The 16076-nt window shown below is 26.5% G+C and carries 9 protein-coding genes; 6 read left to right on the top strand and 3 right to left on the bottom strand.

All coding sequences use genetic code 11. From position 1 onward, the window contains the following. Window positions 1-209 precede the first annotated feature (209 nt). Window positions 210-1895: a WD40 repeat domain-containing protein gene (locus tag BABL1_RS03040; RefSeq protein WP_023792240.1), complete on the bottom strand. Its 1686-nt coding sequence runs from the start codon at window positions 1893-1895 to the stop codon at window positions 210-212. A 206-nt stretch (window positions 1896-2101) separates the two neighbouring features. After that, a complete protein-coding gene (locus BABL1_RS03035; RefSeq protein ID WP_023792237.1) occupies window positions 2102-4720 on the bottom strand; it encodes a M16 family metallopeptidase in 2619 nt (872 codons plus the stop codon). A gap of 196 nt (window positions 4721-4916) precedes the next feature. Between BABL1_RS03035 and BABL1_RS03030 the strand changes: the two genes are divergently transcribed. The 5 genes from BABL1_RS03030 (at window position 4917) to infB (ending at window position 12209) form a co-directional block, all read left to right on the top strand. Then, entirely contained in the window at window positions 4917-6065 is a 1149-nt protein-coding gene (locus BABL1_RS03030) for a ComEC/Rec2 family competence protein (RefSeq protein ID WP_023792234.1), read from the top strand. A 79-nt stretch (window positions 6066-6144) separates the two neighbouring features. Continuing rightward, window positions 6145-7572, top strand: coding sequence for a clostripain-related cysteine peptidase (locus BABL1_RS03025; protein WP_023792232.1), 1428 nt, complete (start codon window positions 6145-6147; stop codon window positions 7570-7572). A gap of 67 nt (window positions 7573-7639) precedes the next feature. Beyond that, window positions 7640-8239: a uracil-DNA glycosylase gene (locus tag BABL1_RS03020; protein WP_023792230.1), complete on the top strand. Its 600-nt coding sequence runs from the start codon at window positions 7640-7642 to the stop codon at window positions 8237-8239. An 838-nt stretch (window positions 8240-9077) separates the two neighbouring features. Continuing rightward, complete coding sequence (gene nusA, locus BABL1_RS03015) at window positions 9078-10133, top strand: transcription termination factor NusA (protein ID WP_023792227.1); 1056 nt, start codon at window positions 9078-9080, stop codon at window positions 10131-10133. A 27-nt stretch (window positions 10134-10160) separates the two neighbouring features. Next, entirely contained in the window at window positions 10161-12209 is a 2049-nt protein-coding gene (gene infB / locus BABL1_RS03010; protein ID WP_023792225.1) for a translation initiation factor IF-2, read from the top strand. 519 nt (window positions 12210-12728) lie between these two features. Here the strand turns inward: infB and BABL1_RS03005 are convergent. Next, window positions 12729-13580 (bottom strand): deoxyribonuclease IV, encoded by an 852-nt coding sequence (locus BABL1_RS03005; protein ID WP_023792223.1) that lies wholly within the window; start codon window positions 13578-13580, stop codon window positions 12729-12731. 281 nt (window positions 13581-13861) lie between these two features. Between BABL1_RS03005 and BABL1_RS03000 the strand changes: the two genes are divergently transcribed. Further along, complete coding sequence (locus BABL1_RS03000) at window positions 13862-16033, top strand: hypothetical protein (protein WP_023792220.1); 2172 nt, start codon at window positions 13862-13864, stop codon at window positions 16031-16033. Window positions 16034-16076 lie beyond the last annotated feature (43 nt).

Below are 16076 nucleotides of genomic sequence, written 5' to 3'. Positions count from 1 at the left end.
TTCTCCTACTCAAAATAATACCTTTTTATATTAAATTAATAATAAATTAACTAATAAAACAATAATAATAAAAAAATACAATATCTTACAGCTTACTTCAAGAAAATATTTAAGTTTCGATGATAATATAGAACATATTTAATCTACTTAACAAGCAAATTGGATAGTTACCTATAATAACTAAAATTTACATTCTATTTAAGCTTAATCTATAATAAATTAAACATTTTCTTAATTTTATTTGGCAATAATTGTAACAAATTTTTGATGTAATCTTCTGATAAATTTTTATCAAAATTTTTATCTTGCGAAATATTTATCAAAAGTAGAACATGTTCAAAAAAGTGGTCATTATTAAATATAAATTCTCTAATAGTTGATAAATCAATCTTTTTTAGGACACCATTAGTAAAGAATAAAATTAAAGAGTCTCCATAATTATAACTTAAAGCATTTACAATAGAACGTTGTTTAATTTTAATATCAATGAGCTTTTGACGTGTATAAAGATCAAACAAAGTTAATTGACCATTACATCCTATTACTATTAAATAGCTATAATTAGTATTTTCACAGCTAAAAATTAATTGTCTAGGAACGTTTGATAAAGGAAATTGGCAAATTTGTTTATGCTCTTTAATATCCCAAATAAAGATTTTTTCTTCATCTTTTGAATAAATTGCCAAATGCTTACCATTTGAATGCAAAGTCATAAGTTCTACGGAGTCTAAAGATGTTATTATATCTTTAGATTCAAAATTATTTAAATCAGACTCATATTTGCCGTTCAAACTGAATTTAATTGACATAATTTGTCCTGAATTATTCGCCAAAATTAAAGAATTATCATTATCAAATTCTATAAACGAACGTAACTTAACATTAAAAATAAAATCAAAACTTAATTTATCCATTTCTAAATCAAATAAATATAATCTATTTTCAGTCATAGCAGCCAAATATCTATTATCTCGATTGATCTTTATAGCTTTTATAGCATCTTTAGATACAATTTCTAATTTGTTTTTTAATACTTTATAATATTTATCATTTTCTTTTTTAAAGACTACAATCGAATTATTTTTTAAAACCAAAGCCATTAAATTATATTCAGAATTAAAAGTAACATTTCTAACTTTATTACCAAGAGAAATAGTTTGAAGAGTTTCCAGATTATTTAAATCTATTACATTGATATCATTAAATTTAGATAAAAATAATAAATTATTTGTCGGGTCTAATCCTATTGCTTTAGAGCCGGTACAGGTTAAAGGATAATTTTCAGAAATACTCTCAAGCTTAATTCTACTTAATAATTGAGAATTTATTAAACATAATCCAGCTAATTTTTTTATATAAGGAGCTTGAATATTATATATATTATTAAAAAATTCAAAGTCATTTATAAATTTTAAAAGATACTCATCTTTGTTAAAAAGTTCTGCTATAACTTTACCAAAAGTACAAAAAAGATCATTAATATTTAAAAACTCTACTAAATTTATAGCCTTTAAACCATTTGTTAAATTTTCTTCACAATTTGTTAAATAATCAATTATCAATTTCGAAGTTAAATTTTCATAGTTTCTATCAAAAGCTGAAGCTTTAATATGTTTTATTTTGTTAAATAAACTTATTAATTGATCCATATTATCTAATTTAAAGCAATAGTCTAATATGTTATCATCTTTTGAATTAAAATCTTTTAAAAATTTAACATATTTACGTAAAACTCTAGAACGAACAATAAAATCTTGATCTATTTTTATAAGTCTATCTTTAGTCACCATTACTTTAAGACATTCATATTTATTAATCATAGCCAAATTACTAAAAGAGATTAATAAGAATGATAATAAAATAAAAAAATAATTAACAAAGATACTTAAAATCATTCATAAGCCCTTAATAAAAATAAATTTTATAATAAATATTTCGTCTATTAAATTAATAAAAAATAAATATGTCAATAAAAATTTATAAATTATTTAATTTCTTTGTACTATAATGTTAAATTTTTTAAATAAAAATAGCCCTATTGAATTTATAGGGCTATTAATTTGACATTTTCAGTTTAAAATTTCTAATTATACAAGATTAATTAAACTCTACCTGCTCTTATTTTTATCATCTTTTCAATTGATAGATATTTCTTAACTACTTCTTTAACACTCTCAAGGGATATAGATAAAATTTGTTGAGCTCTATGATCAAAATAATCTTTTGAAAAACCATAATTATCAATAAACAATGAACTATAAGCTATCTTATAGTTAGTTGAAAAGTTATCAACTAAGGAATTAATAATAGCATTTTTAGCAGCGGTTAATTCTTCTTGACTAATCGAATCAATAGCAGTATTAATAACCTCTTCTATAGATTTTTCAGCATCTTTTAAACGATCATTTGAGACTATAGTTTTAATCAATATTAAACCAGGTTCTAAATCCACATTATAAATTAAAGAACCACCAATAGTATAGAATAGTCCTGTTTTTTCTCTTAAATCAAATAAGCGAGAACTCATAGAACCTAAAACGCCCCCAGTAAATATCTGATCAAATATCAAAAGCTTATCATAATCAGAATCTGTACGTCTTACAGATAAACCAGCATAACATAATACAGTCTGATCTCTCATAATTGGATAATTAATTTCTTTATGCTTGATGGGAACAATATTAGGGTATATCAAATTTTTAACTTCAGGACCTTTCCAGTTATTAAATATACTTTCAATATTCTCGTGTATATCATAATGACTTAGATTGCCAACCAGCGCTAACTTAGATCCGATAGGCGATAAGAAAGTCTTATAGTAATTTAAAAGATCTTCTCTAGTTATCTTCTTAATGCTCTCTGATGTTCCTAAAATATTTTTAGCATAAGGATGATCTTTATAAATTTCTTGTTTAGCTATTTGCGTAACGAACTTCATTGGCTGATCCCAATAATCGTTAATTTCTGCTAATAATTGCTCTTTAACCTTAACAATAGCATTTTGATTAAATGTTGCTTGAGTTAGTAAATCTTTTAAAACTTCAAAACCTTTTGTTAAATCATTTGATAAAGCACTTAAACCAAGATATCCAGAATTGCTATAAAGTGTCATTCCGTAAGACTCTAAAAAATCTGCTAGTTGATTAGCAGTATAATTTTTAGTTCCTTCTTCAATCATTAACGAAGTGAAAGTACTTAAACCTTGTAAATCTTTTGGATCATAGTAATACTTTGATTTAAAATCTAAAATTAAATCAGCTTTGGGCAGAACAGGGTTATTATAATATAATAATTTTAAACCATTGCTAATATTAAAGGATTGAGATTTGGGGTAAGAAAAAACTTTAGGAGGCTTGACCTGTATTGAATAAACACATTTACCCTCTTCTATTTCAGCAGTTCTTTTTATATTAGACAAAATTCTATTATCTTCTTTATCAGAAATTTCTTGAATTTTTAACCAATAATCTTTGTCTTTTTCTTTAATTGGCAATATATAACCAGTATTTGATATATTAGGAATCAAGTATTGAGAAATAAATTCTTTAACTTCTTGCTTTAGATTATCTTTTTTATATAAAGTATAATTAGAAAAATATTGTTCATCTCCTGTAGCAAGAAAATATTTGGCTATCTCATAAGCCTGATTACTATTATTCTCAATTAGAGAAAGGTAATCGGTTTCTGTCTTTTTAACAGCACGATTAATATCACTATCTTCAAGCGTATCAATTATATTACTAAGTTCTTTATTAATTAAATTTATTATTTTATCAATATCTTCAGTATTTTTAGGTTTAAAGTATATATTAAATAGTCCATATTCAAATAACTCGTCAACAAAACTCTCTAACTCTGTTACAAGTTCATATTCATTAACAAATTTCTTGTAAAGGCTAGATCCTTTACCAGCTCCAATAACTCTTGAGGCTATATCAAACAGATAACTTTTTTTATTACTTAAACCAGGAATCGTCCAAGACATAATAACATTTGATTGCTTAACATCTCTATAAAGTTTAACTTGATAACTCTTCAAGTCAGGGGAATGATAAAATTCTTCTTTTTTATAGTTCCAATTGGGCTTTATATGACCAAAATTCTTTTTAGCAAGTTCAAGAACCTGCTCATGATCTACATCTCCAACTACCACTAAAGTAGCGTTATTTGGTATATAATGATGGTTATAGAAGTTAATTAAGCTATCTCTAGTTAAACTCCATAAATCTTGTTTATATCCAATAATAGGATGATGATATGGGTGATCTTGAAAGGTAGTTGATATTAGGTTTTCAATTAAACTGGCAGTATAATTATCTTTGTACATTTTAAGTTCTTGTATAACAGCTTTAAGCTCAGAATTAAGAAATTCCTGCTTAAAAGTACAATTTCTCATGCAATCTGCCATAATAGGCAATGCTTCATGCCAATGCTGAGTAGGAAAGTCAAATAAATAACCAGTGTAATCGTAAGAGGTAAAAGCATTACAGTATCCAGAGAGCTTATGTGTAATTAAATTTATATCACATTCAGACAAAGTAGCTGTTCCCTTAAATATCATGTGCTCAATAAGATGTGCTATACCCTTTTGGCCACTTTTTTCATCTTTAGAACCTACATTATACCAAAGCTGTATAGAAACTTTTGGTATTAGTTTAAAAGGTAAAGTTAATACCGTAAGGCCATTTTCTAAAACTGATTTAAAAACTTTTCTTATCATAGAATGCCATCTTTTCAATAAATCTTTACTAAATTTTACCAAATTAAAAATAAATATAATAAAAAAATGATATAATAAAAAACCATCAAGTGCAATTAAAATCTTAAATACAATCAACTTTTGACTAAATTGGGTTTTTCTAATAATAATTATAGATAAAAAAATAAAGTGTTTTTATAACAAATACATTAAAATTATGTACTTAAAAGATTTATTATTGAAAATTCAACCATTTACTATAATTTTATTTAATTTGATCTTAGGTATTTTAAGTTATAACTTAAATATTTTAAATGCAGGTCAATTAACATTAATATCTATTTCAATATTAATTATTTCATTAATAGCTCTTTTTAAAAATACTCAAAAAAATTTAAAAATTTTTCTTATAATATTATTCTCAATACTAACTTTTTTCTTAGGTTATTCAAGAGCATTTTTAGTAAAACAAAAATATCAAAATTTAATAGATAGTATATCAAATAAACCAATAAAAATAAGAGGATGGGTTTCCTCAATTGAGAAAACCTCCCATAGTTACTTTAAAAACAAAATATCAATCGTTTTAGATTCAATAAAAATCGATAATCAAAAAATAAAAACTGATTATATTCTAAGGATGCATCTTGCCCTATTGGATATAAAAAATTTTCATATTGGACAATATTTAGAAATAGATAATATAAAAATTAAGAATAATAAAAGTTCAAAGTTTTTAATAAGCAAAAAATCATTACCAAATTTATTTTTAAATAAAATTAAATTTCAAAATTGTACTAAAAAAAATATTAAATATATAACATTAATATGGCTTAAAATTATTGTAATAAGAAATAAAATATTAAAAAAATTATCAAATAAATTTAAATTTAATACCAAAAATCTTTTTGAGTATATATTTCTAGGAATAAAATCAGAAAATGAGCATATAGATAAAATCAAACAAAATATGACTTATTGGGGAATCAATCATTATTTAGCAAGATCAGGATTACATCTTGTACTAATAATATTTACATGGCGATTTTTTCTAAAAACAATTCCTTTTGGATACTTTGCCAAACAGGTCATTTTAGCGTTTTTAAGCATAGTATATTCATTGCTTACGATACCAAGCATATCTTTTGAAAGAGCTCTACTAAGTTTTATAATTTATAATATATGTACAATTAAAAAAATTCCTGTAAATAATATGCATATAATAAGCATGGTATGCTTTATAACGCTTTTCTTTAATCCCTACAAATTATTTCTTCTAGATTTTCAATTAAGCTTTTGCTTAACATTTGCATTAATAGTATTAAGAGAAATCTCCATTATAAAAGCAATTAGTCAAAAAAAATAAAAATTTATTGAAGCTTTAATATAAAATTAAATAAGCTTATTGTAATTAAATATATTTTTGACACAAGAGGGGGTTGTTAATGAAAATAAAAAAATTAAGCATTCTTTCAAAATCCATAATTACCGGACTATTCTTGTTTACTAATTGCATTATAACGCATTTATACGGCACACAAGAATACGATAATAATTCTATAAATTTAATTGCTAACAATATAAATAATAATATCTTAACCAAAATACATAAAAAGAAAAATGAGACTACTACAGTTGGAATTTATATAGCTGCCGATAATGATTTATTTCCATTTGCAGGTCGAAACATAAAACAAATGCAAAATATAGGATCCAACGATAAATTAAATCTAGTAGTACACTTTAACATGCATAAAACAGGTGGAAAAAAAATTAGTAAACGATTTTTAGTTAAAAAAAATAAATTAATGCAGGTGGGACCTGATTTTTCAGCAGATAGCGGAAATATAAGAACTTTATTAGATTTTTGCAAGTGGCAAATAGAAAATTTCCCAGCAGACAATCAAGTGTTAATTCTATGGAATCATGGAACAGGTATTATAGAACCAAATTTAAGAAAAGCTATTAATCCATCTCAATTATTTAATTATAACCACCATAATAAATTAATTGAACTAAATAGAAACATAGGATTTATTGATTATATTAATTCTCAATTACAAACAAAAACACCTACTAGAGGAATATGTTTTGATGATACTACACGTAACTATTTAACAATTAAAAATCTAAAAGATGGGCTTGAAACCATAAGTAAAGATTATCTAAAAGGTAAAAAGCTAGCTCTGCTTGCTTGCGACGCATGCCTTATGTCAATGATAGAAGTTATTTCTCCAATTAAAGAATATGCTCATTATTTCGTCAGTTCCGAAGAAGTAGTTTTAGGTACAGGTTATGATTATACTAAAACGTTAGAGCCCTTTATTAATAACTATCTCACTAAAGAACAATTTGTTCAACATATCGTACAAACGTATAAAGAAACTTATGGTAAAATAACTAATGATTACACTCAATCAGCAATAAATTTATCCAAAATACATCTTCTTGAAGATAATATAACTCAAGTATCCCAAATATTAATTAAAGCTCTTGATAAGCAAAATGGAAATAGCTTAAAAGAAGTAATTAAGTTAAGTAAACACAAAAACTTCTGTACTCATTTTGATGAACCAACTTATATAGATTTAGGACATTTTTACCAAAATTTATTAAATAATTTAAGTAAATGCAACTTAAAAAATTCTCAAGAAACTAATGATTTTAAGTTAAATTTAAAAAAACTTTTAATAGAAGGAATCACAATAATAAATAACGCAGTTATAGCAAATGCTGTCGGTAAAAACCTGAAAAATGCTACTGGGATATCTATTTATTTCCCAGAAAATCGCATACATAATTCTTATCATCAATCAGAATTTGCAAATAAAACAAAATGGGGACAATTCTTAAAGAAATATGTAAACAGCTAAAAATAAGTATAAAAATAAGCTAAAATATTAATTAAAATATTAATATTTTAGCTTAAGGTTTTTAATTATGACAATAAAAGAACATAAACAAGAACTGTTAGATCAATTGTATAATACTTATAAAAAATCAAACGAATGTCATGTAGGATATAAAGAAAGAACTAATATAGTATTTGGTGAAGGAAATCCCGATGCCAAATTAATGCTAATTGGAGAAGCTCCTGGCGAGGAAGAAGACAAGCAAGGTCTCCCCTTTGTAGGAAGATCAGGCATATTGCTAAATAAAGCACTTGCTTTAGCAGAAATCAACAGATCAGAACTTTATATAACAAATGTAGTAAAATGTAGACCCCCTAACAATAGAACTCCTTCTGAAACAGAAATAAAAACATGTACAGAAATGTTTCTTGATAAACAAATTAAAATTGTAAGACCTAAAGTTATAGTAACATTAGGATCTATAGCAACGAGAGCATTATTAAATAAAGAAGTAAAAATAACAAAAATTCATGGGCAGATATTTAATCAAGAAAACTTTATAATTATTCCAATATACCATCCATCTTATGTATTAAGAAATCGAAGCGTAAGTCAAGAATGGTTAGATGATATAAAAAGAATAAGAGAAATTTATATTAAAATAATTAATCACAAAAATGAAAAATAAAATTAAATACCAGCTAAAATTTTCATTTTTATCTTAAAAAATTTTTACAAATATGAATTGCGATTAAAAACGATATGATGACTTTTCAATTAAGATTAAAAATAGCTGAAATAATTTAAAAGTTGCACTAAAATCAATATTTTTTCGTAATAGGATTAAAAAAAACGACCTTTTCTATGTGAAAAGTTTTTAAAATTTTTAAAAGGTCAAAATGTGGATAACTCTGTGGAAAACGTGTGGAAAACGTGTGGAAAACTAATTGCTCATATACCAATAGTGCCTTTTAATCGATGTTTTCAAAGCGCCATTTTTAAAACATCGATCTGATCAGCATAATGATATATAAAATAAAAATTATCCACAAATTATCCACATACTTTCCACATTAAATTCACATTTTTTTGATCTCTCAATAGTGTGATTTAGACAGTGTTTTGATATAAAATTATAGCAAGTTATCCACAAAAAATGGTCTCACCTACTACTACTATATATATATAATTATATATAATATAATAGTAGGTTTTCACACAAATAGAAAAGGTACCCTCTACAATAAAAACTTCATAAAAGCAGGAAGAATTTTATTAGTTAAATTGCTATCAATTGAAAAATATGCAGCATTTGTTATAATTTTTAGGAGTACAAATAAATCTTAAAGCAATAAACATTAAAACATTTAACTTAATAGACGAATCTGTTTGATTATGTTAAACTTTAGATAAGTCCTGATATGTAAAAAAGCATTGATGATACTGATTTTTAAGTGATAAACTTTTGAATTAATCACTTAATAGCTTCAGATCTATATAAAATCGAAATAAAGTCGAGGAATAAAGTGAAACTATCTCAAGTAATAGAAGAACTTGTTGAAGAAAAAGGTCTTGATAAAAATACTTTAGCTCAAATCATAGCTGAAGGTATACTTGCTGCTTATAAAAAAAAATACCCAGATTTAGAGCTTAAAGTTAATTACAACAGAAAAGAAGATGAAATAGAAGTTTTAATAGAAAAAACTGTTGTATCTACTGTATCTGATGAAGACAAAGAGATAAGTTTAAGAAAAGCTCGTACTTTTTCCCCTGAAATTAATTTAACAGAAGTCATAAATCTTCCGTTTGAGGGTAAAATTGGAAGAATAGATATACTAAAAGCAAAGCAAGTAATTGCTCAAAAAATAAGATCTATAGAAGCACAAGCTATATATCAAGAATTTAAGCCAAAAGAAGGAACTATTATTCAAGCTATAATTCACAAATGTGAAAGAAATGGCTTTACTGTTAAGATCCAAGATCATTTGGCATTTTTACCTAAAAACTTATCTATTCCTGGGGATAAATGTGTCGTAGGATACCCAATTAGAGCATTGCTTAAGGAGGTTTTACCACAACCCCAAGCTGAAAATCAATTAATTCTGGATAGATCTTCTACCGATTTTTTAAAAAAACTTTTTGAAATTGAAATACCTGAAGTTTTTGAGAAACTTGTGGAAGTAAAAAAAATAGCTAGAATTGCTGGTTATAAGTCTAAAGTCTTAGTTCTTTCAAATGATAAGAATATTGATCCTGTAGGGACATGCGTAGGTGTTGGTGGAGTTAGAATAAAGCCTATTTTGCGTGAATTAGGCAGCGAAAAAATAGACATAATAGCTTTAGGCAATTCTGTTGAAGATTTGATAAAAGATGCTTTAAAACCTGCTCAGGTCAATAGAGTTGAATTAATAGACAATAAAAGAGCTAAAGTTTGGCTTGATGAAGATCAACGATCTCTTGCAATAGGTAAACTCGGTCAAAATATCTCATTAGCATCTAAATTAACTGGAATCGATATTGAATTAGTTAAGTCTAATTTAGAACTAGAAGATGAGCAGGAATTTGGTATTTTAAAAGAATAAAAATTTTTATTGAAAGTTAAACGTTAAATGGCAATACGTGTATATGAATTATCTAAAAAACTTGGACTAACTAGTAAAGAATTAATTAATATATTAAGTTCTTTAGGAGTAGAAGTTTCAAGTCATATATCTGTTCTTCCTTCAGATATAGTCGAACTCATAGAAGAAGAAGTTAAGAATAAAATTTCGTCAAAAACAAAAACGGATATAGAATCTGATACAGATCAAATATCAGATAATTCTTTGAATGAATTGCATCCAAATTCCACAAGTAGTATAAGTAAAACGTTAAAAGATGAATCTGCTGATAAGATTTCTAAACATGATAATCCGCAGAAAGTTCAATCTAATCCCGATAAAAACTCTCTTGTTTTAGAACCAGTTGCACTATCTATTCTTGCTGAAAAGATAAATAAACCTGTAAGTGAAATTATATTGACTTTATTAAAACAAGGAATTGTTATTACTAAAAATCAGATTTTACCTGAAAAAATGGTAAAAAAAATAGCTGATCTTTATGGTATTAATGTTATTAGTAGTTCTAATGCAGAGACTAAAAAAATTAATCAAAAGATATCTAATCGTATATCTGATAAGGTTTCACAAGAAGGTACTTGGCAGGAAAGAAATCCAATTGTAGTTGTAATAGGTCATGTTGATCATGGTAAAACTACTTTGCTTGATTTCATAAGAAAATCAAGAGTGGCTGCAAAAGAAAAAGGTGGAATTACTCAACATTTAGGAGCTTATGAAGTAAAAATACCTCAAGGTAATATGGTATTTTTGGATACTCCTGGTCATGAAGCTTTTTCTATGCTTAGAGTTAGAGGATTAAAAGCAGCCGATATAGCTATTTTGGTTGTTGCGGCTGATGATGGAGTTAAACCTCAGACTATTGAGGCTATAAATCATGCGAAATCTGTAGGTCTTCCTATAATTGTAGCTATTAATAAAGTTGATAAAGTTTCTCCACAACAAGTGGATATAGTAAAACAGCAATTAACTAAATACGATTTAATTCCTGAGGAATGGGCTGGCAATACTCCCTTTGTTGCTATATCAGCAAAATTAGGAACAGGTATTGATGAATTACTAGAGGTAATTGCTTTACAATCACAATTAATGGAATTAAAAACTAATATATCAGTTCCTGCAAGAGGATATATTCTAGAGTCAAAATTAGAGAAAGGACGTGGCCCAGTTGCTACAATTATATCTCAACATGGAACTTTATATTTAGGAGATTACTTTTTTGCAGGTAATACATCTGGTAAGATAAATTCTATAATTGATTCTTATGGTAAACGTCTTTCACAAGTAGGTCCTTCTGTTCCTGTTCAAATATCAGGATTTTCTCAACAGCCAAATGCAGGAGATATTTTTAGAGTAATTACTCAACAAGAGTATAAAAAAGGACCTTCTAATCAACAGGAATTTCAATCAGAAGTTAAAGCTAAGAGCTTGTATACTGAAAGTGGTATTAATTTAATTATTAAAGCTGATAATGCTTCTTCAAAAGAGGCTATATTAACTTCTATTGATAAGTTATCATCTACTTTAGGCCAAAATTTTAATATCATATATTCTGGTCTATCGGATGTAACTGAAAGTGATGTTATTTTAGCAATGGATACTAAGTCTTATATTTATACTTTTCATGTAAAGACTCTACCTAATGCTTATAATTTAATTAATAATAATAATGTTACTGTAAAGCATTTTGATATTATTTATAATTTACTAGAAGATTTAGAGGCGCTTTCAGAATCTCTTAAACCTATTCAATATATATCTAAAAAAATTGGCGAAGGTAATGTTATTAAGATTTTTGATATTAAATCTTTAGGTAAAGTTGCCGGAATGCATGTTCGTTCTGGTAAGTTTATACGTGAGGGTAAAGTTGTTATATTGCGTAACAATCAAAAGATTGGTGAAGGTAAGATTAAGAGCCTTCAAAGGGAAAAGAAATCTGTAAAAGAAGTTCTTACCGGATTTGAGTGTGCATTATTAGTAGACGGCTTTGAAGATTGGCAAATAGATGACAGAATAGAGTGCTATCAAGAAGTACCAGCATAAAGAAAGCATTTCATTTAATTAATTACAAATTTTGAAAACCAAAATGGCTTAATAATTTTTGATATATAAAATTATTAAGCCATTTTGGTTTATATATTTTTTATATAATTTAAATTTCTTAAATTATTTATATTTTAAGGCATTGTACTTTTTATTTATTAGAAACAGTACAATTTCTTAAATTTGTTTATAAATAAAGGATTTTTTGTTAATATCTTATCTTTTTGTTGCGTTTTTTTAATTTTTATAAAAAAACAACATGATTTTTTAAATTATTCTGTAAATACTACATAATTTTGTTGTTGCTTTTTTTATTTTAAAAAAAATATTTTTTTTTTTTAGATTTATATAAAAATTAGGATACTTCACTTTTAAGTTATACACTGCCGTATAACAAGAAAATAATCTACTTAATAAAATTAAGTAGTCTTTATTTTATAATAAAGAATGCAATAGTTAGAGGCTTAAGTATAGTTTCTCTTAGCCCTTAAATCTTTAACTATTGCTGCCTTTAAATATTTAATCAACTAATTCTTTAATCAAATCTAAATTTCTTTTAAGTTCTTGATAATTATTATAAGGAATCTCTAATATTTTAGGAATGGATTCTAACCTTTTATCATTTATGATTAGCTTGAAAGCTTCCAATGCTATTTTACCTTTATCAATCTCTTCATGCCTGTCAATGTGAGAGCTGATATCTGTTTTTGAGTTATTCAGATGTATTACTTTTAATTTATCAAGTCCTATAATACTATCAAACTCATGCCACATTTGAGAATAACTTTCTTTATCGGTAAAATTATAACCTGAAGCCCATGCATGACATGTGTCAAAACATATTCCTATACGGTTTTTGTCCTCTATTAAACTTAATAACATGTAGAGTTGTTCAAAAGTTGAGCCAATATAACTACCTTGACCAGCGGTATTTTCTAAAGCTATGGTTACTCTACTATGATTATTATTTAAAATTTTATTTATATTTTGTGCAACTTTATTTATACATTTTTCTATGTTTTCATTTCCTGCGCCTGGATGTAAAACTAAGTATTTTATACCCAATTTATCGCAATTTATTAATTCTTTGTCTAAAGATGATAACGATTTATTTTGTACTTCTTCTGAGCTTGAGCCTAAATTTATCAAATATCTAGAATGAGCTACTATCGTATCTATTTTTGTATCTATTTTTGCTTGATTAAACTTATATATCTCTTGATTAGTAAAATCGTTAAATTCCCATCTACGATTGCTTCTGAGAAATATTTGTATGGTTGTACATCCAATTTCTTTTCCTAAATAAAGAGATTGCTCTATGCCTTTTGCAATTGACATATGAGCCCCAATTAACAAATTTTTTTTGTTCATGGTTAAATACCTTATTATCTTGTTTACATATTTTCTTTTAATTCCCTTATATAATATCCAGATAGAATTTTGTTGGCAAATTTTGTAACTAATAATATAAAATTTTATAATAATCCAATAGCAAATTGCAAAAAAAATTTGACAAATTAATAAAAAATATTAGCATAAATAATGCCCCTTTAGGGTCCATCCTCTTTTTCCCCTTAAAAGGTGTTTCACAAATTTTTTATAAATATAAAAGGTATCCTTTTCCAAGCTTAAATTACAGGAGTAAAGTTTTTATGAGTTTAAAAATGTTTTTTAATAAAACATTGATGCTTCCTTTAATACTTTTATCAATGTTTTATTATAGTTGTTCTATGACTGAAGTTGATCAAACTGTTGAAGAAAATATCAATCAGGAGGCAGAACAGAATATTAAGAATAAAACTGAAGATAGTTCTAAACATATTAATCAAAAAAGTGTTTCAGCAAACCCTGAAAAAATTGAAACTAGTTCAGAAAAAAAAGATCTCAAAGAAGATAATCCTATTGTAATTCCTAAGAAGCTACCTATGGTTTTTCCATTAGGTACAGAAAGTGAAATAAGAGCTTGGACTAAATTAAGATTACCAGAATTTTTTTATGGTAAAAATCTTAGATTTATCAATAATGATAATCCTACTGATAGAGTATTTTACTTCAGGCATGTTATTGATTTAAATCTAGAATACAAATTTATAAATAAAGATAAAAATTATGATATTGTGTTTGCAAAAGCAAATATAAGGGATAAAGGCGTTTGGGGAGATCCAGAATCTATTGCTTTTGTTACTGCAAATACTATTAAGTTACTTGATTCTGTTGTAGGAGACCATTCTCATGCAATTCCAAGACATATATTTTGGATGAGAGAATTATGGTTGGAACTTGCTTTAAACGATATATTAAGCATTCCTTTTGCAAATAAGCATACTTTGACATTAGGGTTATTTCCTTTTGAGTTAGGACGTGGAATTGCTTTAGGTGCTGCTTATGCGGTTGATCCTACAGATCTTGGTTTTTATGCAGAAGCACAGGTTGATCAATATGCTCCTGGAGCTAAACTTTCAGGTAATTTTGAAAATCAAAGTTTATTATATGATCTTTATGCAGCAATACTTAATAATAGATCAGCAACTTTTTCTCAAACTAATGAAAATATAAGAGGTCAAGAATTTGGACATAGAAATGATCAAGCAAGAGGGTTTGGTGTTGTTAATTATTTAGTTGCCGGTAGATTGAAATGGTTTCCTTTCAAAAGACCTAATTGTACTATGTATTTTGAGCCATATGCTTTATATAATCATAATCCAGAGCAAAGGCTTGAATTTATAAGTGATGCTACAATAAATGTTATTACGTTGGGATTAGCAGGAGACAGTGAAGTAGGTAATTTTGAGTGGGGATTTGATACTGCTTTCAATTTGGGAAATCAAATAGTAAAAGGCTTTGATTCAAATATTATAAAACTTGAAAGTCGTGATGGAGTAGTTACACAGGTCAATACTAAGGTCAGGCAGCTCCTTCCAGGACAACCTTTACCAGATTGTGCTAAAGCGCCTACAGCTTGTAAGAAAATTCCTCTTGCTATTTATTCTCCAGAAAATCAAGAAGTTATTGAAATTTCTGAGCAATCTGGTGGTCAAAATTGTAAGATAATAGGTCAAAATCGTTTTGGAACTTTAGTCAATGATTGTACTAGATTTGTAAATCCCTATGTTAATCATTTAAAAGGTTATATGGGTGTATTTGATATTTCTTATTATCTATGCAAGCCTGAGCTTAAAGTATCAGGAGCGGTTGGCTTTGCAAGTGGAGGTCCTGATCCAAATAAGGATTTAGAAAAATTTGGTGATTGTCAAAAAAATTCAGATTATTTAGGATTCATAGGTCTGCAAGAAGTTTATTCAGGTACTAGAGTAAAAAGTGCTTTTCTTTTAAATGGGCCTGCAAGAATCCCTCGATTATTACCATTTCCATCACAAGATGCTAGACATCCATATCCGACTTCCATATCAAGATTTACTAATATTGTATTTACTGGTACATCATTAGATTGGAGGCCTAAATTTAGTATCCATAAGTGGAGTTTTAATCCTAATCTTCTATTTTACTGGCAAGAACATGAAACTAGAATATACAATAAGCATGCTCGTGAGTTTTGTAAGCTTGATTGTGCAAGTAATTATTTAGGATCTGAATTTAATATATTTATAGAATCTCAATTAGTAGATGGGCTAAAATTCTTTGCAGTTAGTGCAGTTTATTTTCCTGGCCAACATTATAAAGATATTAAGGGTATTCCATTAAGTAGATCTCAACAGATATATTTAGATAATAAGGATAAGTCGGGTATAGTAAACAGCAGAATACCTGTCACTGGTCATGATATTGCTTATTTCTCTAACGTAGGTCTTGAATATAAGTTTTGATGAACCATTTGAAACTTTTTTAAATAATTATAAACTCTAAGTA

This window comes from Candidatus Babela massiliensis (assembly GCF_000513475.1).
GTDB classification, from domain to species: domain Bacteria; phylum Babelota; class Babeliae; order Babelales; family Babelaceae; genus Babela; species Babela massiliensis.
Note: the sequence above shows the minus strand (reverse complement) of the source record. Positions and strands in the feature narration are given on the sequence as shown.

What these genes read in the sequence shown, in the direction of transcription:
- BABL1_RS03040 (WP_023792240.1), bottom strand. Translation starts at nt 1,895, where the DNA reads ATGATTTTAAGTATCTTTGTTAATTATTTTTTTATTTTATTATCATTC.
- BABL1_RS03035 (WP_023792237.1), bottom strand. Translation starts at nt 4,720, where the DNA reads ATGATAAGAAAAGTTTTTAAATCAGTTTTAGAAAATGGCCTTACGGTA.
- BABL1_RS03030 (WP_023792234.1), top strand. Translation starts at nt 4,917, where the DNA reads ATGTACTTAAAAGATTTATTATTGAAAATTCAACCATTTACTATAATT.
- BABL1_RS03025 (WP_023792232.1), top strand. Translation starts at nt 6,145, where the DNA reads ATGAAAATAAAAAAATTAAGCATTCTTTCAAAATCCATAATTACCGGA.
- BABL1_RS03020 (WP_023792230.1), top strand. Translation starts at nt 7,640, where the DNA reads ATGACAATAAAAGAACATAAACAAGAACTGTTAGATCAATTGTATAAT.
- infB (WP_023792225.1), top strand. Translation starts at nt 10,161, where the DNA reads ATGGCAATACGTGTATATGAATTATCTAAAAAACTTGGACTAACTAGT.
- BABL1_RS03005 (WP_023792223.1), bottom strand. Translation starts at nt 13,580, where the DNA reads ATGAACAAAAAAAATTTGTTAATTGGGGCTCATATGTCAATTGCAAAA.
- BABL1_RS03000 (WP_023792220.1), top strand. Translation starts at nt 13,862, where the DNA reads ATGAGTTTAAAAATGTTTTTTAATAAAACATTGATGCTTCCTTTAATA.